This window comes from Pseudomarimonas arenosa (genome assembly GCF_014841215.1).
In the GTDB taxonomy this organism is placed as follows: domain Bacteria; phylum Pseudomonadota; class Gammaproteobacteria; order Xanthomonadales; family Xanthomonadaceae; genus Pseudomarimonas; species Pseudomarimonas arenosa.
Window position 1 is genome coordinate 111,024 of sequence record NZ_JACYTR010000003.1, and the last position, 26,911, is coordinate 137,934.

19 protein-coding genes are annotated in these 26,911 nt (G+C 61.7%); 14 read left to right on the plus strand and 5 right to left on the minus strand.

The window, feature by feature from the left end:
- The first annotated feature begins 240 nt into the window (after positions 1-240).
- The 11 genes from IFO71_RS02415 (at position 241) to IFO71_RS02465 (ending at position 11,873) form a co-directional block, all read left to right on the plus strand.
- Positions 241-531, plus strand: coding sequence for an integration host factor subunit beta (locus IFO71_RS02415; RefSeq protein ID WP_192027931.1), 291 nt, complete (start codon positions 241-243; stop codon positions 529-531).
- Positions 532-548: 17 nt separating this feature from the next.
- Positions 549-830 carry a lipopolysaccharide assembly protein LapA domain-containing protein gene (locus tag IFO71_RS02420; protein WP_192027932.1) on the plus strand — a complete coding sequence of 94 codons (282 nt, stop codon included), beginning with the start codon at positions 549-551 and terminating at the stop codon, positions 828-830.
- Positions 827-2,002 carry a lipopolysaccharide assembly protein LapB gene (gene lapB, locus IFO71_RS02425; RefSeq protein ID WP_192027933.1) on the plus strand — a complete coding sequence of 392 codons (1,176 nt, stop codon included), beginning with the start codon at positions 827-829 and terminating at the stop codon, positions 2,000-2,002. Before IFO71_RS02420 ends, lapB begins: the two co-directional genes overlap by 4 nt.
- Positions 2,003-2,004: 2 nt before the next feature.
- Positions 2,005-3,033 carry an MraY family glycosyltransferase gene (locus tag IFO71_RS02430; protein WP_332309292.1) on the plus strand — a complete coding sequence of 343 codons (1,029 nt, stop codon included), beginning with the start codon at positions 2,005-2,007 and terminating at the stop codon, positions 3,031-3,033.
- On the plus strand, positions 3,030-4,901 hold the full coding sequence (locus tag IFO71_RS02435) for a polysaccharide biosynthesis protein (protein ID WP_192027934.1): 1,872 nt from the start codon (positions 3,030-3,032) through the stop codon (positions 4,899-4,901). The genes IFO71_RS02430 and IFO71_RS02435 overlap by 4 nt, the downstream gene beginning before the upstream one ends.
- A 36-nt stretch (positions 4,902-4,937) precedes the next feature.
- Positions 4,938-5,828 carry a UTP--glucose-1-phosphate uridylyltransferase GalU gene (gene galU / locus IFO71_RS02440; RefSeq protein ID WP_192027935.1) on the plus strand — a complete coding sequence of 297 codons (891 nt, stop codon included), beginning with the start codon at positions 4,938-4,940 and terminating at the stop codon, positions 5,826-5,828.
- A 311-nt stretch (positions 5,829-6,139) separates the two neighbouring features.
- Entirely contained in the window at positions 6,140-8,089 is a 1,950-nt protein-coding gene (locus IFO71_RS02445) for a PKD domain-containing protein (RefSeq protein WP_192027936.1), read from the plus strand.
- A 404-nt stretch (positions 8,090-8,493) separates the two neighbouring features.
- Positions 8,494-10,551, plus strand: coding sequence for a glycosyl hydrolase family 18 protein (locus tag IFO71_RS22430; protein WP_192027937.1), 2,058 nt, complete (start codon positions 8,494-8,496; stop codon positions 10,549-10,551).
- Positions 10,552-10,864: 313 nt separating this feature from the next.
- Positions 10,865-11,113: a hypothetical protein gene (locus IFO71_RS02455; protein ID WP_192027938.1), complete on the plus strand. Its 249-nt coding sequence runs from the start codon at positions 10,865-10,867 to the stop codon at positions 11,111-11,113.
- 74 nt (positions 11,114-11,187) lie between these two features.
- On the plus strand, positions 11,188-11,598 hold the full coding sequence (locus tag IFO71_RS02460; protein WP_192027939.1) for a VOC family protein: 411 nt from the start codon (positions 11,188-11,190) through the stop codon (positions 11,596-11,598).
- A 29-nt stretch (positions 11,599-11,627) separates the two neighbouring features.
- Complete coding sequence (locus IFO71_RS02465) at positions 11,628-11,873, plus strand: DUF1272 domain-containing protein (RefSeq protein ID WP_192027940.1); 246 nt, start codon at positions 11,628-11,630, stop codon at positions 11,871-11,873.
- Between the two features lie 74 nt (positions 11,874-11,947).
- On the opposite strand, the gene chrA is transcribed toward IFO71_RS02465, so the two are convergent.
- From chrA to IFO71_RS02480, 3 genes are read right to left on the minus strand one after another with little or no spacing between them, the layout of a single operon-like run.
- Positions 11,948-13,297 (minus strand): chromate efflux transporter, encoded by a 1,350-nt coding sequence (gene chrA / locus IFO71_RS02470; RefSeq protein ID WP_192027941.1) that lies wholly within the window; start codon positions 13,295-13,297, stop codon positions 11,948-11,950.
- On the minus strand, positions 13,297-13,992 hold the full coding sequence (locus IFO71_RS02475; protein WP_192027942.1) for a response regulator: 696 nt from the start codon (positions 13,990-13,992) through the stop codon (positions 13,297-13,299). The genes chrA and IFO71_RS02475 overlap by 1 nt, the downstream gene beginning before the upstream one ends.
- A complete protein-coding gene (locus IFO71_RS02480; RefSeq protein WP_192027943.1) occupies positions 13,989-15,464 on the minus strand; it encodes an ATP-binding protein in 1,476 nt (491 codons plus the stop codon). Before IFO71_RS02480 ends, IFO71_RS02475 begins: the two co-directional genes overlap by 4 nt.
- 161 nt (positions 15,465-15,625) lie before the next feature.
- Between IFO71_RS02480 and IFO71_RS02485 the strand changes: the two genes are divergently transcribed.
- Positions 15,626-15,958 (plus strand): hypothetical protein, encoded by a 333-nt coding sequence (locus tag IFO71_RS02485; RefSeq protein ID WP_192027944.1) that lies wholly within the window; start codon positions 15,626-15,628, stop codon positions 15,956-15,958.
- A gap of 14 nt (positions 15,959-15,972) precedes the next feature.
- Positions 15,973-17,664, plus strand: coding sequence for a cytochrome-c peroxidase (locus IFO71_RS02490; RefSeq protein ID WP_192027945.1), 1,692 nt, complete (start codon positions 15,973-15,975; stop codon positions 17,662-17,664).
- A gap of 239 nt (positions 17,665-17,903) precedes the next feature.
- On the opposite strand, the gene IFO71_RS02495 is transcribed toward IFO71_RS02490, so the two are convergent.
- Together IFO71_RS02495 and IFO71_RS02500 are read right to left on the minus strand one after the other, a co-directional pair.
- Positions 17,904-20,747, minus strand: coding sequence for a serine/threonine-protein kinase (locus IFO71_RS02495; protein WP_192027946.1), 2,844 nt, complete (start codon positions 20,745-20,747; stop codon positions 17,904-17,906).
- Positions 20,705-21,262, minus strand: coding sequence for an ECF-type sigma factor (locus tag IFO71_RS02500; RefSeq protein WP_192027947.1), 558 nt, complete (start codon positions 21,260-21,262; stop codon positions 20,705-20,707). Before IFO71_RS02500 ends, IFO71_RS02495 begins: the two co-directional genes overlap by 43 nt.
- Positions 21,263-21,405: 143 nt before the next feature.
- On the opposite strand from IFO71_RS02500, the gene IFO71_RS02505 reads away from it, so the two are divergent.
- Positions 21,406-26,619 (plus strand): Calx-beta domain-containing protein, encoded by a 5,214-nt coding sequence (locus IFO71_RS02505; protein ID WP_192027948.1) that lies wholly within the window; start codon positions 21,406-21,408, stop codon positions 26,617-26,619.
- Positions 26,620-26,911: the final 292 nt, after the last annotated feature.

Sequence of the window (26,911 nt, forward strand, 5' to 3'; positions counted from 1 at the left end):
GCTCACATAGCACCGAGTTCGCTCGGAGCAAGACCAAGGGGGCCGCTGGCCCCCTTGTTCGTTGTGGCGGCTGCGATTCGCGGCAGGGCCGGTCGGCTGGAGATGGGATGGCGGCGGCGCAGATCCCGATTTGCCTCAGTCAACGCCTAAATATTCTTCCTAAGCCAGTGATTTAATTCGGTTTTGAGGCTACAATCGAACTCAGCGCCATTGCAGCGTAGCGAAATACGAGAGCGGTCGATGACCAAGTCGGAACTGATAGAAACCCTGTGCCAACGCCAGCCCCACCTGAAGCCCGATGATGTGGATCTCGGCGTCAAGACCTTGCTGGATCAGATGAGCGACGCTTTGGCCGGCGGTGATCGCATCGAGATTCGAGGATTTGGCAGCTTTTCGCTGCATTTTCGTCCGCCGCGCATTGGTCGTAATCCGAAAACCGGCGAATCGGTCGCCTTGCCAGGCAAGCATGTGCCGCATTTCAAGCCGGGCAAGGAATTGCGTGAGCGGGTCAATCGCGCCAACGAGAGCTGATTCGACATAGGTGCCGCATGCGCTTGTTGACCTGGATTCTGGCCGCTGCCGCAGTCTTTGTGGGCTTGGGTTTTGGCGCGCTGAACGGCGCGCCGGTGTCGATCGATCTGTATTTCACGAATCTGCAGTTGCCCTTGGGTGGCGCCCTGCTGTCGGCCCTGCTGTTGGGAACGGCCTTGGGCGGGGGCTGTGTCTGGTTGCTGCGCGTCTGGCCCCTGAGTACGCAGTTGCGTCGTGCTCAGCAGGCCAAGTCAGGCAATGGTGGCAAGCGGAACGATAAGAAGCTGACACCTGCGTGATCGAATACGGGCTGCTGTTTCTGCTGCTGCCAGTCGCCGCATTTTCTGGCTGGCTGGCTGGGCGTCGCGGCGGCGCACGTCACGTTGGGCAGAAGGTAAGTCGCCTTTCGACCAACTATTTCCGCGGATTGAACTATCTGCTCAACGAGCAGCCGGACAAGGCGATCGAGGTGTTTCTGGAGATTGCCGAGGTCGACAAGCGCACCGTTGAGACGCATTTCGCGCTCGGCCACCTGTTTCGCCGTCGCGGTGAGGTCGATCGCGCCATCCGTCTGCATCAGAGTCTGGTAGCGCGCTCAACGCTGTCCAATGAGCAGCGTACGCAGGCGATCCTGGAACTGGGCGAGGATTACATGCGTGCCGGTCTGCTCGACCGTGCCGAGACCCTGTTCGGAGACCTCGCCAGCGTGGAGGATGCTGCGCCGCAGGCGCTCAAGCACCTGATTGCGATCTATCAGCAAGAGCGTGACTGGGCGAAGGCCATTCACTATGCCGAGCGTCTGCAGGCACTCACCGGCAAGCCAATGGGCAAGGTGATCGCACAGTTCCACTGCGAGATCGCCGAGCAGCAAAAGCAGAAGGGCGAGATCGAGGCGGCGCGCAGTTCACTCGAACGAGCCTACCACAGCGAACTCAACTGCGTTCGGGCTTGCCTGATCGAGGGCCAGATCGAGATTCAGTTGGGCAATGATCTAGCTGCAATACGGGTGCTGGAGCGCGCCGCTCGTCACGACCCGGAAATGCTGCCGGAACTGCTGCCTCCCATGCTGGCGGCCTATCAACGCAAGGAAGAGAGCGCTCGCGCACGTGCGTTTCTGAGTGAGATGCTGGAGCGTCATGCAGGCGCCTCACCGCTGTTGGCCCTGGTGCAGTTCATCGAGCGTGAGGAGGGGCGAGCGGCGGCGATCGAGTATCTGACTCGACAATTGCGCCGACGGCCGTCGATCCGTGGTCAAGGTGCATTGATCGAGCTCAGTCTCGCTGAACATGAAGTTCCGGTGGAGCGTGAACTGCTGCAGGTGCTGAAACAGTTGAGCGAGCAGCTCATCGCAGGTGTGCCCGCCTATCGTTGCGGCCGTTGCGGCTTCGGTGCCCGTAGCCATCACTGGCAGTGTCCGAGCTGCAAGTCCTGGAGCAGCGTCAAGCCGATTCACGGCGTGGCGGGTGAATAGCCGTGAATAGCGCCCTGGTAGGCGCGGTGGCTGTGCTGGCAGCGCTGCTGTCGATTCTGTTTACCGAGCTGAGTATTCGCTACGCGCTGCGTCGAGGGGTGGTGGATCAGCCCGGTGCGCGGCGTTCGCATCGTGTACCCACGCCGCGTGGTGGTGGAGTGGCGATCGGTTTGGTGGTGTTGCTGGCACTCATCCTGTTGCCCTTGCCGGCGCCTACGGCATGGTCGCTGGGCCTGGCGGTCACCGCGGTGGCTTTGGTCGGTTGGATCGATGACCATCGTCCGTTGCCGGTGCTGCCGCGTCTGACTGTGCATCTGATAGCCGCCTGTCTGATCACCTTCGGCCTGTTTTGGCCGGCCTGGATCGTAGCTGCAGCACCGGCTTGGCTGCTGGTGATGGCGCCCCTGCTCATTATGGCGGCGATCAATTTCTGCAATTTCATGGATGGAATCAATGGAATTGCCAGCTCGCAAGCGGCCCTCGTCCTGCTGACCTGCGCTCTGCTGATATTTCCGGCAGCGCCTGTATGGGCCTCGTTCTGGGCGGCCGCTGCCGCCGGCTGCCTGGGCTTCTTGCCCTTCAATTTTCCGCGCGCGCGGATCTTCCTCGGCGATGTCGGCAGTGGAAGTCTGGGCTTGCTGGTGGCCACCGCCCTGGCTCAACTCTGGTCGATCCGGGGCGTTCCAGCCGGCGCCTTGCTGGTGCTGATCTCGGCGTTCGCCATCGACGCCGGGCTGACCTTGCTGCAGCGGGTGTTGCAGGGAAAACGTTGGTATCGTCCGCACCGGGAACATTTGTATCAATGGTGGGTCCGAAGCGGGCAGTCGCACACAAAGGTCACCTTGGCCTACGGCGTTTGGACCGTGCTGATGGCAGGGCTGGTCTGGCTGGGCCAAGGCTGGTCTGAGCGGGTATGGAACACCTTGGCCTTGGTGGTGATGGCCGGCGGCGCGTTGGTCTGGTGGTTGGGCAAACGGCGGCTGATGAGCGGTCGCAGGCAGGAGCGGCGAATGGCGAGGACGAGCCAATGAGAACCTTGGGGCGCTGGGTGGCGTTGATCCATCCGCGAGTCGCCGTGGTTATTCATGACCTGACCATGGTCTGGTTGGCCTGGATCATTGCCAGCCGGCTGCGCGAACCGCGCATGGTGCCTTGGTGGAGCGATGAGTTATGGGTGGTACTGATCGCCCAGGGGTTGGTGTTCTGGCGCACGGGTCTGTACCGCGGGCTGTGGCGTTTTGCCAGCCTTCCTGATCTTTGGAACATCGCCCGTGGGGCAGCCTTCGGCACCTTGGGTGTCACCCTCGGCTTGGTGCTGTTGAGTCGCCTGGAAGGCATATCACGTGGCGTGCTGGCACTGTATCCATTCATTCTGCTGGTGCTGCTCGGTACACCGCGAATGATGTATCGCTATTGGAAAGACAGTCGCTACGGTGGTGTTCGGGAGGCCGCCGAGCGCCGTGTGTTGATTCTAGGCGCTGGCCGCGCGGGCGAGATTCTGGTTCGCGATCTGCATCGTGAAGGGCGCTTCAAGGCGGTTGGGTTTCTCGATGACAATCGCGCCCTGCGCGGTGCGCGCATCCATGGCGTTCCGGTGCTTGGTGGCATCGACAAGGTGCGTGAGATTGCCAATGAAGTGGCTGCCGAGATGCTGCTGATTGCGATCCCAGGCGCCAGCAATGCGCAGATGCAGCGGGTGGTGGAATTGTGCGAGGCCTCTGAGCTGCCGTTCCGCACCGTGCCGCGACTGCGTGATGTGGTCGAAGGCCGCTCCAGTTTTGCCGAGCTGAAGGAAGTGGCGATCGAAGACCTGTTGGGGCGCGAACCAGTGGAGCTCGATTGGTCGGCGATTCGTTTGGCCTTGGCCGGCAAGCGTGTACTGGTCACCGGTGGCGGTGGATCGATCGGTTCTGAACTCTGCCGCCAGATTGCCCGGCTGGGTGTAGAACGGCTCACCGTGCTGGATCTTTCGGAATACAACCTGTATCGCTGCGAGCAGGAGTTGCGCGGCGCCTATCCTGATGTATTGATCGATTGCATCCTGGGTGATGTCGGTGATGCAGCCACGGTGGATCACGTGCTTGAGCTGGCACGCCCACAGCTGGTGTTCCATGCTGCAGCGTTCAAACACGTGCCCATTCTGCAGAATCAGGTTCGCGAGGCAGTGCGGAACAACGTGTTGAGTACGTACACACTGGCTCAGGCCTGTGTACGTCGCGATGTCGAGAGTTTCGTGCTGGTGTCGAGCGACAAGGCGGTCAATCCAGCCAATGTGATGGGCGCCAGCAAGCGTTGGGCCGAGCTGGTATGTCAGTCGATGGCGCAGACCAGCCCGACGCGCTTCGTCACCGTGCGTTTTGGCAATGTGCTGGATTCGGCCGGCTCGGTGGTGCCGTTGTTTCGCGAGCAGATTCGCAATGGTGGGCCGGTAACCGTCACCCATCCTGAGATCACGCGCTATTTCATGACCATTCCGGAGGCCTGTCAGTTGATCTTGCAGGCGATGACCCTGGGGCAGGGCGGCGAGTTGTTTGCGCTGGACATGGGCGAGCCGGTGAAGATTCGCTATCTGGCTGAACAGATGATTCGACTGGGCGGCAAGGTGCCCGATCGCGATATCGCTATCATTTATACCGGCCTGCGGCCAGGTGAGAAACTCTTCGAAGAAATCTTCCACGCCCAGGAAAGCTACAGCCAGACCAGTCATCCAAAGATCTGGTTAGCGCAAAGCCGGCCGGTGTCGTCAACGGCGCTGGAGCCGGCCCTGCAGCAGGCAGCGGTCGCCAGCCGCAAGTTTGATCAGCCTGGGTTGGACAAGCTGCTGGCCGAGTGGGTGCCCGAGTATCGCCCGGCGGCGGGCGAGGGCACGGTGTTGCCGTTTCAGCGCAACGTCTCCTGAGCCACCGCTGCAAGTTTCCTGTTAGAGAGTGTTGTTATGACTGACAAGCGCGTACGCACCGCGGTGTTTCCGGTTGCCGGACTGGGCACCCGCTTCCTGCCTGCCACCAAGACCGTGCCCAAGGAAATGCTGCCGATTGTTGATCGTCCGCTGATTCAATACGCGGTGGACGAGGCCATCGAGGCCGGTTGCGAGACCCTGGTCTTCATCACCAATCGCTACAAACATGCCGTGGCCGACTATTTCGACAAGGCCTACGAGTTGGAGCAAAAGCTGGAAAAGGCTGGCAAGTCGGAACTGCTGGCCATGATTCGCGATGTGCTGCCGGGTAATGTGCGTGCGGTGTTTGTCACCCAGGCCGAGGCCTTGGGCCTGGGGCATGCCGTGCTATGCGCCAAACCGGTGGTGGGTGACGAGCCGTTCGCGGTGCTGTTGCCCGATGATCTGATCTGGAATCGTGGCCGCGGCGCCCTCGGCCAGATGGTCGATGTGGCCCATGCGCGCGGGGCCAGCGTGATTGCCGTGCAGGACGTGCCGCGCGAACAAACGGGGAGTTATGGAATCGTCGATACCGGCGGCGATTCCAGCAACCCGGCGCCGATCAGGGCCATGGTCGAGAAGCCGCATCCGGAAGTCGCTCCCAGCACCTCGGCCGTGGTCGGCCGCTACGTGCTCGACTCGCGGGTATTCGGCCTGCTGGAAGAGACCAAGCCGGGCAAAGGCGGCGAGATTCAATTGACCGACGCCATCGCTCGTTTGGCTACCGAACAATCGGTGCTGGCCTACCAATTCGCTGGGCGCCGCTTCGACTGCGGCAGCCGCATTGGCCTGGTCGAAGCCACCATCCGCTTCGCCCTTGATCACGACGATCTGGCCGACGATGCCCGCGCCTATATGCGCGCGGCCCTTGCAGAAACGGCAAGCTAAGCTCACCCCAACCCCTCTCCCTCAGTAGGGTGGGCCTGTGGCCCACCGTCGTCCCAATATGATGGGACCAATTAAATACCAATAATTCGTAAAGTGTGAAGGAGTCCACATTTCACGCATACCAAAGTTGAACTGGTACTAGAACCAGTAGACGCTGTCTTCACATCGCGAGGGGCAGGGGGCCCCGCAGGTCAGCGCCAGTGGCTGGCCATCGCGATCTTTAGCTCATCAGATCTTTGAGCCGGGTGCATGCGAACAAGGGGATAGCGATGAAACGCGTGATCAGATGGTGCGTAGCGTGGGGAGCGCTGTTGCAGTGCTCAAGCCTATGGGCGGTGTCGTGTGCAAACGTGGCCGAATGGGATGCCAGCCGCGAGTATTGGAAGGGGCATCGCGTTCAATGGCAGAGCCAGGCCTACGAGGCCAATTGGTGGACCCGCAACCAGAATCCCGCTACCCATTCCGGCCAATGGCAGGAGTGGATGCGACTGGGCGCTTGCGATGGCGCAGGCGAACCGAATCAGCCGCCGACAGCGCGCAGCAACGGCCCGCTCACTGGAACTGTGGGGCAAGCCCTGCAATTTTCCAGTGCCGGCTCCAATGATGCCGATGGCCAGCTGGTCAGCTATCGTTGGCAATTCGGTGACGGCAACGAAAGCAGCCAGGCCAACCCCAGCCATAGTTACGCCAGTGCCGGGCTGTTCACCGTCGCCTTGACCGTCACCGACAATCAGGGCGCTACGGGTAGCGCCTCGACCACCGCCACCATCAGTTCCAGCGGTGGCGGAACGGGGTGCAGTGGGCTGCCGCGCTACCAGGCCGGCACCGGCTATGCTCAGGGCGCCCATGTGTACAACGTGGTCAGCAGCAGCGGCCAGTCGGTCGAGTATGTCTGCCAGATCGCTGGCTGGTGCTCGTCCAGCGCCGCTTGGGCTTACGAGCCCGGCAATGGCATGCATTGGCGTGATGCCTGGAGCGAAGTCGGTACCTGTGGCCCCGGCGGTGGCAATCAGTCACCGGTCGCGCAAGCCAATGGGCCTTATCAGGCTTTGCTCGGCAGTAGCATCGCCTTCAACAGCTCGGGGTCGGGCGATCCGGACGGCTCGATCGTGGCCTATCGCTGGGACTTTGGCGACGGCTCCACCAGTAGTTCCGCCAACCCATCGCATACCTATGGAACGGCCGGCCACTACACCGTTACCTTGACGGTCACCGACAATGAAGGGGCTACCGACAGCGCCGAGACAGCTGCGAATATCACCACCTCCGGCGGCGGTGGCGTACTGCCGCATCGGGTGCTGGTTGGTTATTGGCACAATTTCCGCAATGAGGCGGGTTACTTGCCGATCAATCAGGTCAGCGGCGATTGGGACATCGTTCAGATCGCTTTCGCTGAGAATTCGCATAGTGGGCCGGCCGGTAGCATGCATTTTTCCCCCGCCGAAGAATCCGACAGCAGTTTCCGCAACGGTGTCCGCCAACTGCAGGCACGTGGTCAGAAAGTATTGATCTCGATCGGTGGTGCCAATGCGCATATCCAGCTCAACACCACGGCACAGCGTGATGCCTTTGTGCAGAGCATGGGCGACATCATCGCCAGCTATGGATTCGATGGCATCGACATCGATCTCGAAGGCGGTTCGATGAGCATGAATGCCGGCGACACCGTGGCCAACCCGCAGACTCCGGCCATCGTCAACATGATCAGTGCCATTCGCAGCCTGAAACAGCGCTTCGGTTCTGGCTTCCTGCTCACCATGGCACCGGAGACCGCCTATGTGCAGGGCGGCTATGCCAACTTCGGCGGCATCTGGGGCGCCTACCTGCCGCTGATCCATGCGCTGCGCACTGACCTGACCTTGCTGCATGTTCAGCACTACAACACCGGTTCGATCACCGGCGCCGATGATCGCGTCTATCAACCGGCCACCACGGATTTTCATGTCGCTCTGTCCGACATGATGATCACCGGCTTTGCCGCCGGCCGTAATCCCAGCAACCACTTTCCCGGCCTGCGTGCCGATCAAGTAGCCATTGGCCTACCTGCATCGGCCGGTGCTGCCGGCAGTGGCCAGACCTCGGCAGCGGCGGTGCACGCCGCGCTGAACTGCCTGATCAAGCGAACCCAGTGCGGCAGCTATCAGCCCAGCTCGGCGCGCACCGACTTTCGTGGCCTGATGACCTGGTCGATCAACTGGGATGAGTTTGCTGGGCGCGCCTTCTCGGGCCCGCATCGCGCCTACTTGGACGCCAATCCTTAGCCGACTGTTCAGTCGTCATCCCGGCTTGCCCCGGGATGACGACTCAGGCGCGTCAAGTGTCACTAATCCAATCCAGTCAACGCGCCGGCAACCGGGACAGGCCTGCGCATGGGGCCGAATGCGCAGCTCTGCCCCACAGCACTGAATCATTGAGGTTTCCGCGTTGCGAGACAGGTTGCAGCTCATCGAGTTTCTGCCCCTCTCCCCTTGCGGGAGAGGGGCTCAACAGCGACCTGTTTCTCAATTCGGAAAGACAAATAGGAGATCCGCTCAATGGAAGAGCGATTGGAACATCGTCAGCCTGGCTGACCTTGGGAACTACCCAACAGCGCACTGAACGTCTGATTTGGACGCCACGCTGTCAAGCGCTCGGGGCTCATGCCCGCCACCTATCGGAGACTTCCATGTTTGCAACCGCTCTGCGAGTTCGTCCCTGGATCAGCGCACTGCTGATCTTCGGCCTCAGTGTCATCCCGATCAGCAGCCAGGCCGCCAGCTGTGCTGGTGTGGCGGCCTGGAATGCCAGCACTATTTACAGCGCCGGCGACAAGATGGTGCATAACAACCGGTTGTACCAGGCCAATATCGCCATTTGGAATGCGGCACCGGATTACTGCCCCAGCTGCGGCTGGTATCAGGATCTTGGCCCCTGCGATGGCAACCCGCCCAGCAATGTGGCGCCCACCGTAAGTCTCACCGCGCCCGCCGCCGGCCAGAGTTTCCAGGCCGGCAGCACCATCACCGTCAGTGCCAATGCCCAGGATAGCGACGGAACGGTGACTCAGGTGCAGTTCTTCCGCGGCAGCACTTCACTCGGCACCGATACCTCCGCGCCATACAGCGTCACCTGGAGCAACGCTCAGGCAGGCAGTTATTCGCTGACCGCCGTGGCCACCGACAATGGCGGCAAGTCGACCACCTCGGCCGCGGTGAACATCACGGTCAATCCGGTGAGCAATGACACCACGCCGCCCACCGTGCCGGGCAACCTGCGCTCGACCGGCAAGACCAGCAGCAGCGTCAGCCTGGCCTGGAATGCCTCCTCCGACAGCGGCAGTGGTGTCGCTGGTTATGATGTATACCGCAATGGCAGCCTGGTCGGCTCACCTGCTGCAACCAGCTACACCGATGGGGGCCTGCAGGCGTCCACCAGTTATAGTTACCGTGTGCGGGCGCGCGACAACGCGGGCAATGCCTCGGCCCAGACAGCAGCGATCAGTGTCACTACCGATTCGGTGCCACCGGTGAGCAGCCGACGCAGCATCGGCTACTTCGTGCAGTGGGGCATCTATGGCCGCAACTACCGCGTTCGCAACATCGAAACCAGTGGTTCAGCGGCGCGGCTTACCCACATCAACTATGCCTTCGGCAATGTGCGCAACAACCGCTGCGAAGTGGGTATTAACCAGCCAGCCGATCCGAACACCGGCGCCGGTGGCGATGCGTTCGCCGATTACACCAAGGCATTCAGCGCCGCCGAATCGGTGGATGGCGTGGCCGATACCTGGGATCAGAAGCTGCGCGGCAACTGGAATCAGCTGAAGAAGCTGAAAGCGCGCCATCCGGGCCTGAAGGTCTTGATCTCGCTCGGCGGCTGGACGTGGTCACGCGGCTTCGCCAGCGCGGCACGGCCGGAAAATCGTCAGGCTTTCGTTGCCTCCTGCATCGATGCCTATATTCGCGGCAATCTCCCTTCAAGTGACGGTGCCGGCGGTGCCGGGGCAGCGCTGGGTGTGTTCGACGGCATTGATCTTGATTGGGAGTATCCGAATGCCTGCGGGCTGAGCTGTGGTGGAGCGGAAGACCGGGCCAACTTCAATGCCCTGCTGGCCGAGTTCCGCCGTCAACTCGATGCGGTGCGACCGGGCCTGCTGCTGACGATCGCCTCCGGCGCCGGCATCGACAAGATCCGCGCCACCGATCCTGGCATCTATCATGCCTCGCTCGATTTCATCAACATCATGAGCTACGACTTCCACGGCGCCTGGGAACCACGCACGCACTTCCACTCCGCGCTGTTTGGCTCCAGTGATGATCCCTCCACCGGCGATGTGCGCTTCTACAACACCGATGATGCTGTGCAAGCCTTCCTCGACCGCGGCGTGCCGGCCAGTAAACTTAACATAGGCATCGGCTTCTACGGCCGCGGCTGGACGGGCGTGCCCAATATCAACAACGGCCTGTACCAGACCGGCTCGGCCGCGCACGGTACCTATGAGGCCGGCATCGAGGACTACAAGGTGCTGAAGAACCTCGGTTGGCCGAGCTTCACCCACAGCCAGGCGATGGCGCAGTGGATCTACAACGGCAACACCTTCTGGAGCTTTGACACGCCGGTCACCATCGCCAACAAGATGCAGTACGTTAAAACACGCGGTTTAGGCGGCGCCTTCGTCTGGGAGTTCAGCGGCGATGATGCCAGTGGCAGCCTGATGCGCGCGGTGCATGATGGCTTGCAGTAGCTGCAAGTAGTTCCCGCGCTTCGTTTCGCATAGGGACGTGAATCGAAGCGAGTTGAAGCCCCTCTCCCCCGGCGGGAGAGACCGATGCGCACTGATTCTCGCGCGCCGGCTGGTGCCCCGGAACTCCCTCCCCGATGTTCGGGGAGGGCCGGGGTGGGGTTAGGGAGCCGATCTTTTCCTGCCCAGCGGCCTCGCGAAGCGAGGTTCCTGGGTAGGGGTTGGGGAGAGGGGGACGCCCAGCGATTCGCGAAGAGGCTCCCTTCACGGCTACGATACCGTCTGGGGATTGCACCCTCTCATCGCCAGGTCGGACATGCCCCTATTCAAATTCCACCCCCGCTGGAAAGAGGAGCTGGTCTGTGAAGGGCCCGGTGGTCGATTCATCCTGCAACTGCCGATGGGCGTGCTCTCTGCCTATCTGCCCGGCGAGTCGGTCTGGCCTCGGGTAGCGCCTGACTGGGCGCGGGATCTCTGGCCGCAGCTGCATGCTGAACTGCAAACTTGGTGTCGTGAGAACGGCGCCGAGCTGTTGATCGACAATGACACGCCGGTACTTGAGTAGATTTCGTGTGGCTATTCGGTGCGCCAAGGCGCACCCTATCGGGCAAGAACTGTCCACGCAGAGGGGATTTCGTCATGACGCAGCACTTCGCAGGCGATGTCTACCCCAGCCTGACCTATGACGACGCGCCGCAGGCGATCGATTGGTTATGCACGGCGTTTGGATTCACCCGACGGTTGGTCGTGGAGGGCGAAAGCGGGCGCATCGAGCACAGCGAGTTGAGTTTCGGTCAGGCGGTGATCATGGTCAGCTCGTGCAAGCCAGAGTTTCGCCGGATCAGCCCGCGCCAGGCCGGCGGCTGCACGCAGGCGCTAAGTCTGTTTGTCGCCGACCCAGACGCGCACTATGCAGTCGCTCTGGCGGCGGGTGCCAAGCTGGAGCGTGACTTGCGCGATGAGGAGTACGGAGCGCGCGGCTACATGGTCAGCGACCCGGAAGGCCATCTCTGGTACTTCGGCGATTATCGCCCCGGTGCTCACTGGTAAGATTCAAACTCCCCCTGCCGAGCAATGTCATGCTGGAACTTCGCCCCAACTGCGAGTGTTGTGACAAGGATCTCCCGCCAGAATCGTCCGAGGCGATGATCTGCACCTTCGAATGCACGTTTTGCCGCGATTGTGTCGAGCAGCGGCTTGATGGCGTCTGCCCGAATTGCGGTGGCAATTTCGGTCATAGGCCGATTCGGCCGGCGCGACTGCTGGCCAAGTATCCGGCGTCGACCAGGCGCGTGCTCAAGCCAGAAGGCTGTCAGGCGCGCTAAGTGACATTATCGCGTTGCTGCGCACGCGGCGGTCACGACCCCGGTTGATGCGAATCGGGTGCGTGCAATCACATTCAAGGCCAGATCCATTCGATCAGACAGCCCGACAGGCCCGCCGCTACAATCACTTCGATCACTGAACGCCTGCGCCACAGCGCCAGGAAAGCCAGCGCTGCAATGACCACGGACCCATAGCGCAGGGTTCCAGCGAAACCCTGTGGCCAGAACGTGTGATAGGCAAAGAAGCAGGCTAGGTTGAGTATCACCCCGACGATGGCCGCAGTAATGGCTTTCAGCGGCGCCTGCAGTCGCAACTGGCCGTGCGTGGATTCAATCCAGGGGGCGCCGAGAAAGATGAACAGGAAGCTGGGCAGGAAGGTAAACCAGGTCACCACGCAGGCGGCCAGTACGCCGCTGAGCCAGGCCAGCTCAGGCCCGAACCAGGCTTGGGTGTGGCCGGCGACGAAGCCAACAAAGCTCACCACCATGATCAATGGGCCCGGCGTGGTCTCACCCAGGGCCAGGCCATCTATCATTTGCGCTGCGCTCAGCCAAGCATGGTGTTCCACCGCACCCTGATAGACATAGGGCAGTACGGCATAGGCGCCGCCAAACGTGAGCAGGGCGGCCTTGGTGAAGAACCAGGCCATGCCGGGCAGCGCATGCTGGGCATCCCACTGCTGTACCAGCAGTCCGATCGGCAGGCACCAGAGGAGCAGGGCGACGCCGCAGGTTCTAGTTGCGCGCCAAAGCGAAAAGCGCGCGTGCACGGGGGTTGGCGTGTCGTCGTCGATCAACGCCTTGGTCGGGGTTACAGCTTCTGCGGGCCCGTGGCTGCCGGACTCACCACTGAAAGCGCTCCGAAGCAGGAAGCCGATAGTTGCGGCGGCCACAACTACCACGGGGAACGGCACGTTAAGCCAGGCCAGCGCGAGGAAGGCAGCGCCTGCCAAACCCCAATGCAAGGGCGAAGTCAGCGTTCGCTGACCGATGCGCCAGCAGGCGTGCAGCACGATCGCCACCACCGCCGGCTTGATGCCGGAGAATGCCGCCGCCACCCAGACTTGATCGCCGAACCGCAGATAGACCCAGGATAGCAGGCAGAGGATCAGCAGCGAAGGCAGCACAAACAGGCCGCCAGCGATCAAACCTCCAGGCACTCTGTGCATGAGCCAGCCGAGGTAGGTGGCCAGCTGTTGCGCCTCTGGCCCCGGCAGAAGCATGCAGTAGTTAAGTGCGTGCAGGAAACGGCGCTCGGAGATCCAGCGCCGTCGCTCGACCAACTCCTGGTGCATGATCGCGATCTGTCCGGCCGGCCCGCCGAAGCTGATCAGGCCAAGTTTCAGCCAGAACCGGCTGGCTTCGCCCAGTCTAACGGCGGGTGCTGAGATCTGCGGCGAGCTGGGCGCTGAGGCAGAGGACATCAAGTTTCACCTGGCATCTGAAACTTGTAGCCCAGTCCGTACACCGCCACCAGCGGATCACAGTCCGGCTGCACAGCCTGCAGTTTGCGCCGCAGGTTGCGTACATGACTATCAACGGTGCGGTCTGATACCACTCGATGGTCTTCGTAGAGGTGAGCCACGATCTGTGCGCGACCGTGGACTATACCCGGGCGCTGACTCAAGGCGCGCAGCAGTCGAAACTCGACAGGCGTAAGGTCGAGACGTTGGCCAAACCACTGGGCAACAAATCGTGCTTCATCCAGCTGCAACACCTGCGCTTCGCTGCTTGAGGTCGGGCCAGGCCCGGAGCGGCGCAGAACGGTGCGCACTCGCGCCACCACTTCGCGTGGACTGAAGGGCTTGCAGATATAGTCGTCGGCCCCGAGGTCAAGCCCGAGCAGACGATCCATTTCCTCGACCCGCGCGGTCAGCATGATGATCGGTACCTCGCTGAAGCTGCGAATCTCGCGGCACAAGCTGAGCCCATCGCGTCCGGGCAGCATCAGATCGAGCAAGATCAAGTCTGGCGCCTGCTGCCGTACGCTGGAAACCACTTGGTTGCCGTCAGCCATCCAGCTGACACTTGCGCCATCGGCCTGCAGGTAGTCGCGCAGGACATGAGCGAGCTTAGCTTCGTCTTCCACTATCAGCACATGTCGCCCCTGCAGGCTCATCTGGGTAGCCCTCGAATCAGGATACGCAAACCGCCGAGCGGCGAGCGTGAGGCTTCGGCGCTGGCGCCATGCGCTTGGGCCAGACGTTGCACCAGGGCCAGACCGAGCCCAGCACCACCGTGTTCGCGCGAGCGCGAGGCATCGGCCCGATACAGTGGATCAAACAGCCTGTGCAATTGATCATCGGCTACACCAGGGCCGTCGTCTTCGACTATCAGGTCAACCGATTGCTTGTGCTCCACGAGTTGAATCCGAATGGTGCCTGGGGCAGGAACATAGCGCAGCGCGTTGACCAACAGGTTGTCGATCAACTGTCGCAACTGCCTGGCATCGGCATGTACATTCAACGCATCGGGTAATTCCATCTGGGCGCGCAATTCCGCCTGTTGGAAGGCCGAACTCTGAGCCTGGATGGCCTCTTGCAGCAAGCCGACCAAATCGAGTGTGCGCAGTTCTTGGTTCAGCGCTCCGGCATCGGCAGAAGCGAGCTGATACAGGTCGTCGATCAAGGCCGACAGACGGTCCACTTCGCTGGCCAGTGACTTCAGTGTGCTGCCGTCGGTGGGGCGCACGCCGTCTTGCATGGCCTCAATCTCGGCGCGCAGAATCGCCACCGGCGTGCGCAACTCATGCGATATCTCGGCGGTCCAGCGTTGCCTTGCCGTGCGCCCTTGCTGCAGGGCTTCTGCCATGCGATCAAAGCTTTGGCCGAGGGCTCCAAGTTCATCATTACGCTGCAAGTCCATGCGGGTTGCGTAGTCACCCGCGCCGACCCGGCGCGCACGTTCGGCAAGCCGAGCCAGCGGCGCTGCGAGGCGGCGCGACCACCACCAGGAAGCGGGCAACATCAGGAGCAGGACCAGTCCCGCCGCCATCGCTGCACTGCGTTGTTGGGTCTGTGCGAAAGCGAGATCGACCTGGTCGCGCATGCCGGGGCGGCTCAGGATCACCACATAACCCACCACTTCCTCGTCAACGTCGATCGCTATCCACTCGGCATCGGCCGGCGGCATGGGGGTGCCGCTGACCGAGGCCCGCTGTGCATCCATCAGGGCAAAGCGTGGCGGGCTGGCCGACGGCGGGCGCCGGCCTGCGGGGGGGCGCTGGTGGCTTCGCGGGTCGAGTTCGCCCTTGTCGTCGCCACCGCGTCTGGAGGGTGGACGCCCATCGCGCGGGCGTGGCGGTGGAGGTGGACGGTCCGAGAACTCCGGCACTGTGAGTTCGACCAGTTCATTGAAGGCATGTGGACGGTCGCGCAGCCGGTTCCAGCCAAACGTGCGGTACTCGCCACGCAGGACCTCGACCAATTTGTCTGCCGCTTCGCGGTCGCGCTGATTGATGTAGTCGACGAAGTTGCGAGTGAAAACCCACTGCTGCGCTAGCAGCAAGACGGCAACAGCGGCCAACACGGCGGCCGCGCTGGCGACAAAAACGCGATGCCACAGCTTTCCTTGGATGGTTGGGTCGGGCATACGGCGACTCTTGGGTCCTGCTCAATTCTGCCGGACTTGCCCTGCGTGGAGGGCAGTTTGCTGCGCAAATCAGGGATTTCTGCATCGTTTCTGCACAAAGGCGCGGCAAGCTGGGCCCTGTCGAGAGCAATGCTCGCGCCGCAGGACTTCAGGTGAGACCCATGAATACCCCATCGCTGATGCTAGCCGCCTTGCTAGCCATTGCAACGCCTATCGCTCAGGCCGAGCCGCCCGCCGCTCCTCCACCGTTCGGTCGGCCGCCCCTGATCGAACAGGTGTTGGCGGAACTTCGAATCGATGATCAACAGCGTGCTCAGGTTCGCGCCTTGCTGGAACGTTGGCGCACCGAGGCCGATCAGGAGCACAGCGCGCGTCGCGTGCGGCACCGTCAAGAGCTGAGCGCCATCCTGAATGACGATCAGGTCGTTGCGGTGCTGGCCGCATTGCCACCGCCACCGCACGGCAGCTCGCGTCCGACCGCACCGGCGCAATGAAAGAGGAAATGTCCATGTCTGGTTCAAAACATGCCGTTGCGTTGATGGGATTGTTGCTCTCCGGCCTTGTGGCGGCGCAAGCACCGCCGCCGGGTGGTCCGCCGCCGCCGCCCAATACCGCCCTGGGCGAGCCGCAGGCGCCCAGCGAAAACCCGCTGACGGAAGCCAAGATTCGGCTGGGCGGAATCCTTTTTTGGGACGAGCAGATCTCGCTGACCCAAACCGTCGCCTGTGGCACTTGTCACCGTGCCTTTTCCGGCGGCGGTGATCCGCGTCCGATCGTCGATGCCGATGGCAATCGCAACCCAGGGGCAGATGGCGTGTTCGCTACTGCGGACGATGTGCTGGGTTCGGCGGGTGTGCCGGCGCACGAGGCCCAGGGGCTGTACCTGCAAGATCCGACCTTTGGCACCGCGAACCAGGTCGGTGGACGCAATTCGCCCTCAGCGGTGAATGCCGGCTTCACTGAGACCTTGTTCTGGGATGGACGCGCCGGCTCGACCTTGCTTGACCCCAACGGTGGAGCGACCCTGATTGCTGACGGTGCTGCACTTGAGAATCAGGCCTTGGGCCCGATCGTCAATAGCGCTGAGATGGCGCGTCTGGGTGGCACTTTGGCCGATATCGAAGCCCGCATCGCGGCGGTCACACCGCTGGCACTGGCGACGGATGTACCGGCGGATTGGCAGTCATTCATCGCCGGTCGCGATTATGCGGCGCTGTTCAACGAGGCGTTTGGCTCCAGCGACATCACAGCAGCGCGCTTCGCCATGGCGGTGGCCAGCTACGAGCGCACCCTCAATGCCAACCAGACACCGTTCGATGCCGAAGCGTCCGGCACGCCTTCGCTCACGACGCAGGAGCGTGCTGGCCGTCAAGTGTTTGATCAGGCAGGCTGCAGGCGTTGCCACGGTGGCGCCTTGTTCAGCGATGACAATTTCCACTACATCGGCGTACGCGCACAGAACGCCGATCCCGGTCGCTTTGCCGTGACCGGCAACAATGCCCACCGCGGCGCCATGCGTACGCCAGGTCTTCGCAACGTCGAGTTAAGTGCGCCCTATATGGCTGACGGACGATTTGCCACCCTGGAGGAAGTGGTCGAGTTCTACGATCGCGGCGCTGATTTCACCGCGCCCAATCTGGCGCCGCAGATCGATCCCTTGAATCTCAGCACGCAGCAGAAAGCCAATCTGGTCGCCTTCCTGAAAAGGCCGCTGACCGACCCGCGCTCGGCTGCCGAGTCGGGCCCTTTTGCACGCCCGACCTTGTTTACCGAATCGACCAACGTGCCAGTCGAAGTTGCGCCTGGTCAGGCCGGGCCGCTGAGTGCCTTGGCACCGACACTGCGCGCCCAAGAACCTGCCATCGCCAGTGGTCGCGAGTTCACTATCGCCCTTGAGGGTGCACGTCCCGGTGCCACCGCCTGGGCGGTAGTCGATAGCAGCGACCCATCGAGTCTGGTCGCTCCCGAGGGGAACTCCTTGTTCGGCGATCAGACTTTCAGCATCGATAGCAATGGCATCGGCTCAATCAACCTCGCGCTGGGCGGCCATCAGAACCAGCTCGGCATCGACCTTTACTTGCGTGTCTACGTCGAAGAACAACCCGAACTCGGCAATGCCGGCTACGCCCTCAGCCCGGCAGTGCGATTCCGCTTGCTCGATGTTCCGCTGCCACCGGTGTTTCGCGGTGGGTTTGAGTAGGGAGGCTGGCGTAGGCGTGAAAGGCGGGCGCCAGTGGAACTTCGCAGGGCGAGACCCCGCTTTGCTCCCCTACCCAGGAACCTCGCTATGCGAGGCCCCTGGGCAGGCAAAGATCGGCTCCCTAACCCCACCCCGGCCCTCCCCGAACATCGGGGAGGGAGTTCCTGGGCACCAGCCGTCGCGCCAAAACCAGTGCGAATCTAAGAACCATGCTGCGCGAGGCCTTTGGTGGCCTACAGTCAGTCAGGTCGGTCCAGCGCTACCGCTGCCGGCTTTGCTTGATGCGACTCGCCCCCTATCTCCAGCACCTGAAGCAGCGGATGGCTCGCGCCATAGCGTTGTTGCAACGCAACCTTGTGTTCGGTGGTGAACGCCGGGGGAGCGGAGCAGTTTTGCTGGAACCAGGCCAGGGCCAATCGATCCCAGTGCTGGGGGTCAAGCAGCGGGGCCAGGATGGCATCAGCGGCCTGCGCGTGCTGGCAAGCGGACTGGTGCCGACCAAGGTGTCGCTCGATCAGGGCCAGATGGAACAGTGCCTCGCCAGCATCTGGATGCTTGGCGTGGGTGGCAGCGATCAGCGATTCGAGCGCCTGTTCGGCGGCAGCTGCATCGCATTGTCCCTGCAGGCAGCGCAGCAGCGCCGCGCGCATGCCGGCTTGCAGCACGAAGGGATGCGGCTTGTCAGCGGCACCTTCACGCAACAACTCGTCATTGAAGTGCTGGGCGGCATCGAAACGATGGGTGGTGAAGTACAGGGCGACCAGGTTTCGCAGATCATTCAACGTATGCGGATGCGAAGGACCCGCCGCCTGGCGATGGGTTTGCAGTGCTGCCAGCAAGGCCGTTTCGGCGGCTGCGTAGTCAGCCAGGGCGAACTGGTTGTAGGCCAGATTGCCGAGCGCGGTAGCGGTGGCCGGGTGCTGCTCTCCAAACACCTTGCGCCGTATATCCAGGGCCTGCTGTTGCAGCTGCATGGCCGCCTGCCAGTCACCACGCCGGCCCTTGACACTGGCCAGGTTGCCCATGGCGGCTGAGACGATCACGTGCTCATCACCAAGCATCTGTCTCATGATTTCCAGTGCCTCTTGGAACCCACGTTCGGCCTTCTCCATCTCGCCGCGGTCACTGGCGATCACCGCGAGGTTGTTCAGCACTTTTGCCTGACTCCAAAGGTCAGCACGGTTTTGCTGCAGCTGTTCAAGGGCGCTCTGGTAAATCGGCTTGGCCTTGTCAGGCTGACCTTTGTCACGCCATACGCTGCCTAAGGCCACCAAGGCCTCGGCCACTTCGCGCGAGGGTTCGCCGAACACCTGGCGACGCAGACGTACGGCCTCCTCCAACGGGGCAATGGCCTCGTCAAGACGACCTTGGCGCAGCGCAAGTTCGCCCTCGAAGTACGCGATGCGTGCTCGGGCATCGACGGCATTGGGTGCACCTTCGCGTTGTCTGCCTGCCGCACGGGTTAACACTTCGGTCCCGCGCTCGAAATTGCCGCGCTCGATCAGCAGGCCGGCCAATACCGCTTCGGCCTGCGACTTATCGGCGGCCAGCTGATCGGGAAAACCAGCGACCGCTTCGTCCAACAGCTTCTCTGAGTCTTCCAGCAGGCCAAGTTGACGATACACCTGTCCGATGGTTTGCATCATGTGGGCTCGCACTTCGGCGGGCAGCTGCGCATCGCGGCGCAGGCTGTCGGCACCGCGATCCAGCACCTCGCGCACGGTAATCGAGTTTCCGCGTGATTCGCTGGGATCAGCGATGCGGAACATTTCAGTCATGAATTCGGCGGCTCGACTGGCCTTGTCGCGTTCGACTGCGGTCTCCTTTAGCTGTGCCTGCATTGACACGATGAAACCAGCTGTTAGCGCTACAACGGCTGTGGCGGTGCTCAAAGCTGCCCAGTGTCTTCGAGCAAATACCCGCAAGCGATAGAACTGACTACCGCGTCTGGCCGAAACCGGCAGGCCGTCCAGGAAAGCTTCGAGATCCGAGACCAAGGCCTCCATACTGCTGTAGCGCTCGTTGGGGCGCTTGCGCAGGCACTTCATTACGATCGCATCGAGATCGCCTTTCAAACCGCGGGCGATCCGCTGACGGTTTGCCTGATCCTGATCCGCACTGCCGCCCGAGTGCGTGCTGGGCAGACTCGGTTGACTGTCGCAAATGGCTTGAGCCAGACGATGCGGACGCGATACCACGTCACCATACGGCGAGCGTCCACTCAACAACTCGTACAGGATGACACCCAGCGCATAAACATCCGTCGCTGTGGTGATGAGTTCGCCGCGAATCTGTTCCGGCGCGGCGTAGCGGGGGGTAAGCAGGTGCAGGCCGGTTTGGGTGTCGGCCTTGGTGACGCCTATATCGGCATCGCCGACCAGCTTTGCGATGCCGAAATCGAGCAACTTGGGCTCACCGTGGGCATCGACCAGGATATTGGTTGGCTTGAGGTCGCGATGCACCACCAGGCGTTGATGCGCTGACTGCACCGCGCGGCACACCTTGATGGCCAGGGTGACCAATTGCCGAATGGTTGGTTGTCGAGTTCGACACCAGCTATCGATGCGCTCACCCTCGACATACTCCATTACCAAGTATGGAGTTCCATCACTCGTGGTTCCACCATCCAACAGTCGCGAGATATTCGGATGGTCGAGCGTTGCCAGTATTTGCCGTTCAACCCGAAAGCGCCGCTCGGCCTCCGGATCATGCCGCGCGTGCAGGCTGAGCAGCTTCAGTGCAACGCGTTGTTGAAACTCGCCTTCGTTGCGCTCGGCCAGGTACACCACGCCCATACCGCCGCGCGCGATGGGGGAAACAACGCGGTACCCGGGTATTTCTGCCGGAGGTAGTTCCGCGCTGGCTGGAAGGTCGGCCGTATGTTCGCCCAACGAAGCTGCCAGCAGCGCTTCCACCTCGCCGCGCAAGGCATGATCATCAGCACAGGCTCGGTCGAGAAAGGCAGCACGGCTCGTGGTCGGCTGCTGTGCCGCCGACAGAAACAGCTGTTTGGCGCGACGATAGCGCTCCGACTCGCCGCTCATTGCAGCGCCCGCTTCAACCAGGCCCGTGCGTGGGCCCATTCCTTGCTCACCGTGGCTGGATGGATGCCCAACACGTCGGCGGTCTCATCCAGAGTCAGGCCCGCGAAGTAGCGCAGCTCGACGATGCGCGCCGCCTGCGCATCCAGGCTATCGAGCCGCGACAGAGCTTCATCCAGGGCCATAAGTTCGGTGACATCGGCCACTGGCAAAGCCTGCGCCAACTCCAGGCTGGTGAAATCGATGTCGCCGCCGCGCTTTTCGGACTGCTTGCGCCGAAAATGATCGACCAGGACCTGGCGCATCGCACGTGCCGCACTGCCGAAGAAATGCCGTCGGTCCTCGAATACCGAGGTGTTGCCGAGCAACTTGATCAGGGCCTCATTGACCACCGCGGTGGGCTGCAAGGTAACTGCGGCCGCAGCTCCAGCACCCATCAGGCTTCTGGCCAATTGACGCAATTCGGCATAGACCGAGTCGATCAAGCGCTCGCGTGCGCTGTCGTCGTCGGCCCATTGGGCGAGCAGGGCGGTGACATCAGGCGGCGCCTCATTCATCACGAATCCTCCACATCGGCAAAGGCTACCCCGCGGCCAGCCGGCTGTCACTCCGTCGTTTGCTGAGCCACTGGCAGCAAGTTCGGCGGTAACTCGTCGCCGTTTTGCGTATGAGCAGGTATCGAAGGGGAAGAGTTGTCGAAATGCGAGTACCTCATTGGGCGCAGATCGCCCTGCTGCTGATCGCGGGCCTCGGCTTGAGTCCGTTCTGTCAGGCCAAGACCAGCGTTGAATCCAGTGCTGTGCCGGTGCCATCCAATCAGACCAGCCGGCCACAGCTGCCACTGCTGTTCGAGCAGAACCAGGGTCAAAGCGACTCGAGCGTACGATTTCTGGCCCGTGGTCCTGGCTACCTGGTCTTCCTCACTGACAGCGAGGCCGTGTGGAAACTGCGTACTGCCGATGGCCAGCCGCGCGTGCTGCGGATGCGCTTGCAGGGCGGCCAGGCGGCTGAGGTCCTTGGCGAGCAACCCAGTACAGTGAGCGGGCACTACTTCGATATCAACCGGGCGGAGGCTGCTCCGACGGCGCTGATTCGCTTTGAGCAGGTGCGGCTAAAGAATGTGTGGCCTGGGGTCGATCTGCTCTACTACGACGGCGGTGGGGTGCTGGAATTCGATTTCGAGCTGCAGCCGGGTGCTGATCCGAGCGCCGTTGTTTGGCGCCTGGAAGGCGCCGATGCGGTGAAATTGGATGATGAAGGCGCGCTTGAACTGCGTGTAGCGGGTGAAGCCGTGCGTTTTCGTCCGCCGGTATCGTACCAACGCAAGAGCGGCAAGCGGGTCGCGATTGCGAGCCGCTATCGCCTGCTCTCTGAGCAACGAATCGGCATTGAGCTTGATGCGTACGATCAGCAGTTGGCACTCACCGTTGACCCTGTATTCGTCTACTCAACCTTGCTTGGCGGCAGCTTGGGTGAATTCGCAAGCGACATTGCCATTGATTCGGCCGGCCAGGCGGTGGTGGTCGGTTCCACCGAGTCGAGTGACTTTCCCTTGAGCAATGCATTGGATTCTACCTACGACGGTGACGGCGATGCCTTTGTAGCCAAGTTCAATGCGGACGGTAGCGCCCTGCTGTTCTCCAGCTTTCTTGGCGGGGCCAAGTTGCAGGCAGCTGATCAAGTGGAACTGGCTCCCAATGGCGACATCGTTGTCGCCGGGCGTAACCATCTGTTAGACGACGATGGCGATGCGTTTGTGCTGCGCCTGAACGGCAGCGCGAATAGCCTCATCTACTCCCAGACGTTCGGCAGCAGCTATGGCGATACCGCTGCGGGCCTGGCCGTTGACGGCAGCAATAACGCCTATGTGTTCGGCCATGCCGGCACCTCCGACTTTCCCAGCATCAACCCGCCACAGGCCAGCTGCAATGGCACCTCCAGCTATCTGCGCAAGGTCGACGCCAGCGGCAATGTGGTGTACAGCTGGTGCATGGGGGGCGGTGCCGGACCGGACATCGCCCGGGGCATGGCGATTGATCTGGCCAGTCGACTGCACATCGTCGGAATGAAGGCCAACAAGGCCTACGCCGCTCGTCTGAACAATGCGGCCACCAGCTTTCACTATCAAACGACGTTCGGAGGTAGCCACTACGATGAGGCAACCGCCGTCACCACCGATGGCGCCAGCAACCCCTACATCGTAGGCACCACGAGCTCCAACGATTTTCCGGTCGTCAATGGCATCCAGCCGAACAATGGTGGCGGCACCGACGCATTCTTCGCCCGGCTCAGCAGTGCCGGGGCTCTGGAGTATTCGACCTACCTCGGTGCCGCTCAGACCCAGCGCGCCAATGACGTGGCCCTGGGGCCCAACAACAGCGCCTTTCTGACCGGGGAGAACTATCTTGACTCGCCGTTCGGCAACGCCAACCTGTTTGTGCTCAGACTTGATCGTCTGGCCAATGGCACCTATTCGCTGGGCTATAGCACGACGCTGAAGCTTGACCTCTATGCACAGAGTGAATCTGCCGCAGCGATTGCAGTGGATGCGGCAGGCAACGCTTTCGTTGCCGGAAATGCCTTCAGCGGATTCGTGACGACCGAGGATGCGTTTCAGACGAGTACGGCTGGCGAACGAGGTGACGCATTCGTGTTCAAACTCTCGCCCGCCAATCCGACCTTGTCGATGCCCGATGTTCAGCTGAGCGAAGGTACCGGGAGTTCCACGCACTTCAGTATTCGGGTTGAGTTGTCTGCGCCCAGCAGCGAGACGGTCACTGTCGACTACACCACGGTGAACGGCACCGCGCTGAGTGGCGCTGACTATACCGCGAAGTCCGGAACCCTCACGTTTTACCCGGGCCTGCGCTACGCATGGATCTATCTGATCGCGAACGCCGACAGTCTTGTCGAAGCCGACGAAACGTATCAGGTCCAACTCAGCAACCCGAATGGTGTCACGATCGTCGACGCTACTGCGCAGATAACGCTGCAAAATGATGATGTAGGCGGCAGCCTGCGACTAGCCTCCGGCTCGTATGTGGTTGACGAAGACGCCGGCACCGCCAGCGTCGTGGTTCAGCGCATTGGCGGCGCTGCAAGCGGCGTTACCGTGCAGTACTCCACAGCCAACGGCAGTGCCACTGCGCCGGCAGACTACACCAGCAGCAGCGGCAGCTTGAGCTTTGCCGCCAATGAAACCAGCAAGACGGTCACCATTCCGATTGTCGATGATGCGATCGATGAACCCAACCAGACCTTTGTCTTGAGTTTGAGCTCCCCTGGCGGAGGAGCGAGTCTGGGAACACCCAGCTCGACCACCCTAACCATTCAAGACAACGATCCCAGCCCCAACATCTCGATTGGCGATGCCCAGGTCACGGAAGGCACGGGGGGCAGCAAGAGCATCGCATTCACCGTCGCATTGAGTCACGCATCGTCCAGTGCCATCAGCGTGGATTGGGCGACCGTCAATGGCACTGCAGTGGCGCCGGCGGACTACGCCGCTGGTTCCGGCACCCTGACGTTCAGCGCCGGGCAAACCTCCAGAACCATCACTCGATCCGTAGTGACTGATTCGATCGACGAGCCGGATGAGAGTTTCCTCATCAGGCTTTCAAATCCAGTCAATGCGGGCATTGCTGATGCAGAAGCGCAGGGCAGCATCATCGACGACGATGCGGCACCCAGCCTTTCAATTGACAGTGGCGGTTGCAGCGTCACTGAGGGCGACAGCGGCTCGACGGGCTGTGCCTTTGTGCTGAGACTTTCGAGCGCGTCCGGAAGAACGGTGAGCTTCAACACGGCGACCACCGGAGGAACCGCCACCGCCGGCGTTGACTTCAGCGCCCATAGTTCAACAGCACGTAGTATCGCTGCTGGTCAAACCAGCTTGACCGTGAATGTGCCCGTACTCGGCGACACGCTGGACGAGGCAGATGAATCGTTCGGGTTGACAGTCACTGGCATCAGCAATGCATCACCCGGCAGTCTGAGCGGGCAGGGCACGATCATCGACAATGATGCGGCCCCCGTACTCTCCATCGACAACGGTGGCTGCTCGGTGACCGAGGGCAATAGCGGCTCGAAGAACTGCACGTTTGTGCTGAGGCTTTCGAGCGCTTCTGGAAAGACGGTGAGTTTCACCACGGCGACCGGTAGTGGAACCGCCCTGACGGGTGATGACTTTAGCGCCCACAGCGTAACGCCACGAAGCATTGCGCCGGGACAGTCCAGTCTAACCGTGAATGTGCCAGTGCTCGGCGACACCCTTGACGAAGAGGACGAGTCGTTCGGCTTGTTCGTCACTGGCGTGAACAATGCAACGCCAGGCAGCCTGAACGGGCAGGGTAATATCCTCGACAACGATGCAGCGCCTGTGCTTTCGATCATCGATGGCGGCTGCACGGCAACCGAGGGAATGAGCCACGAGGAACGCAAGATCGATCTCGATCAGTGTGTCTTTGTGATGGAGTTGTCAGAAGCCTCCGGCAAGACTGTCAGTTTCAATAGCTCGACCCGAGACGGCACAGCGATTGCCGGAAGTGATTACACATCACATAGTTCAACCACGCGCAGCATCTCCCCGGGGCAGACCATGGTCGCGGTGTCGGTGCCGATCATCGGCGATCTCGAAGTCGAGAATGAGGAGCAGTTCTACCTCGACATCACTGCGGTTAGCAACGCCACGCCGGGAAGCTTGAGTGGGCTTGGAACGATAGTTGACGATGACAGCCGGCCGACGCTGACGGTGAGCGGATGCTCGGTGTCTGAAGGTAACGATGGAAGTCGGCAGTGCGGCTTCGTGTTTCAGCTTTCCGACCTGAGCGCGGACACGGTGAGATTCACCACCTCCACTCAGGAAGGCAGTGCCACGCACGGAATCGACTATCAGGCTCACGCCAGCATGGATTGGGAGATTCCTGCCGGACAAACCGCAGTCACCGTCTCAGTTCCAGTGTGGGGTGACCGGCTATACGAACCTCAGGAGTATTTCCAGTTGCTGGTTGTTGATGTTTCCAACGCGAATCTGCTTACCTCCAGCGCCGAGGGCTTGATTGACGACGACGACCTGCCGCCAGACGTCAGCATTGATCCATGCCTCGTGTTGGAGGGCGACGAAGGCTCAGCGGGTTGCGCAACGCGTATTCGACTCAGCGAAGTGAGCGGGCTGCCTGTGGTGGTGAATCTGGCAACCGAGTCTGTATCTGCCAATGCGCTGAACAATGGCGACTTCGAATGGCCGAACCTCGCTGGCAGTCCGATGATGTTTGGTCCTGGTCAGTCGATTGGCGGCTGGCGCGTGGTGGCCGGCAACGTGGACTTGCGGGAGAACGCGCCATCCGCCTACGCGGGGGCACAGGCGGTCGATCTCAACGGTACCGAGCCTGGCCTCTTAACTCAGTCCTTCAGCAACCCAGCGGGGGCGCGTCTGGGGCTGGTGTATCGAGCCAACCCCGATTGCCCCGGGCAAGAGCAGCGCATGGAAGTGTTGCTGAATGGACAGCGCCTGGCTTTGATCGCCACCGCTGCGGCGGACTGGGCGCGAACCGAAATGAGCACCGAATTGCCGCCGGGCGGCGCGACCGTCGCCTTGATGAGCCTCAGTGATGGTGGGTGCGGCCTGCTGGTCGATGACATCCAGATCGTGCCGGGCAATACAGCCATTCCGCAGGTGGATTTTCTTCGCTTTCCGCCGCGCCGATTCGAGGTGCCTGCCGGCAAGACCGAGAGCGAACCCTTCTCCCTTTCCGTATGGGGTGATCAGGTGCAAGAACGAGATGAGCAGTTCGGCATTCGAGCCACTGACGGCTCTGGGTTTGGCGTTGCCCAAGCGGGCGTGGCAACCATACTCAATGACGATCAGGGGCCGCGAATCTTCTGTGCAGGCTTTGAAGATGCGGAATGCCGCTGATCACAGCCTCAACGGAGCCAAGTACGGCTATGAAGTCTACACAACCAACCACTGTCGAGAGGAACGTCCGATGGTCAGCTACTATCTGATTCGGTGTGAGGGGAAATTCGCTGTTAAACGTGAGGGCACATTGAAGGGCTGCTATGACGACCTCTCTCGAGCTATGAAATCAGCGAGGTTTCAGGCCAGCATCGAAGCCACGCGGCTTGGCATCACGGCCGAAATCCATCTGGAGCGGCAGAGAGGTCGCATGATGCATCTGGAAACGGTCCGCCCGTCGTCCAGTGGCGAA

Bases quoted from the DNA above. Each gene is read 5' to 3' on its own strand.
- IFO71_RS02415 (WP_192027931.1), top strand. From the start codon at position 241: ATGACCAAGTCGGAACTGATAGAAACCCTGTGCCAACGCCAGCCCCAC.
- IFO71_RS02420 (WP_192027932.1), top strand. From the start codon at position 549: ATGCGCTTGTTGACCTGGATTCTGGCCGCTGCCGCAGTCTTTGTGGGC.
- IFO71_RS02435 (WP_192027934.1), top strand. From the start codon at position 3,030: ATGAGAACCTTGGGGCGCTGGGTGGCGTTGATCCATCCGCGAGTCGCC.
- galU (WP_192027935.1), top strand. From the start codon at position 4,938: ATGACTGACAAGCGCGTACGCACCGCGGTGTTTCCGGTTGCCGGACTG.
- IFO71_RS22430 (WP_192027937.1), top strand. From the start codon at position 8,494: ATGTTTGCAACCGCTCTGCGAGTTCGTCCCTGGATCAGCGCACTGCTG.
- IFO71_RS02455 (WP_192027938.1), top strand. From the start codon at position 10,865: ATGCCCCTATTCAAATTCCACCCCCGCTGGAAAGAGGAGCTGGTCTGT.
- IFO71_RS02460 (WP_192027939.1), top strand. From the start codon at position 11,188: ATGACGCAGCACTTCGCAGGCGATGTCTACCCCAGCCTGACCTATGAC.
- IFO71_RS02465 (WP_192027940.1), top strand. From the start codon at position 11,628: ATGCTGGAACTTCGCCCCAACTGCGAGTGTTGTGACAAGGATCTCCCG.
- chrA (WP_192027941.1), bottom strand. From the start codon at position 13,297: ATGTCCTCTGCCTCAGCGCCCAGCTCGCCGCAGATCTCAGCACCCGCC.
- IFO71_RS02475 (WP_192027942.1), bottom strand. From the start codon at position 13,992: ATGAGCCTGCAGGGGCGACATGTGCTGATAGTGGAAGACGAAGCTAAG.
- IFO71_RS02480 (WP_192027943.1), bottom strand. From the start codon at position 15,464: ATGCCCGACCCAACCATCCAAGGAAAGCTGTGGCATCGCGTTTTTGTC.
- IFO71_RS02485 (WP_192027944.1), top strand. From the start codon at position 15,626: ATGAATACCCCATCGCTGATGCTAGCCGCCTTGCTAGCCATTGCAACG.
- IFO71_RS02490 (WP_192027945.1), top strand. From the start codon at position 15,973: ATGTCTGGTTCAAAACATGCCGTTGCGTTGATGGGATTGTTGCTCTCC.
- IFO71_RS02495 (WP_192027946.1), bottom strand. From the start codon at position 20,747: ATGGGCCCACGCACGGGCCTGGTTGAAGCGGGCGCTGCAATGAGCGGC.
- IFO71_RS02500 (WP_192027947.1), bottom strand. From the start codon at position 21,262: ATGAATGAGGCGCCGCCTGATGTCACCGCCCTGCTCGCCCAATGGGCC.
- IFO71_RS02505 (WP_192027948.1), top strand. From the start codon at position 21,406: ATGCGAGTACCTCATTGGGCGCAGATCGCCCTGCTGCTGATCGCGGGC.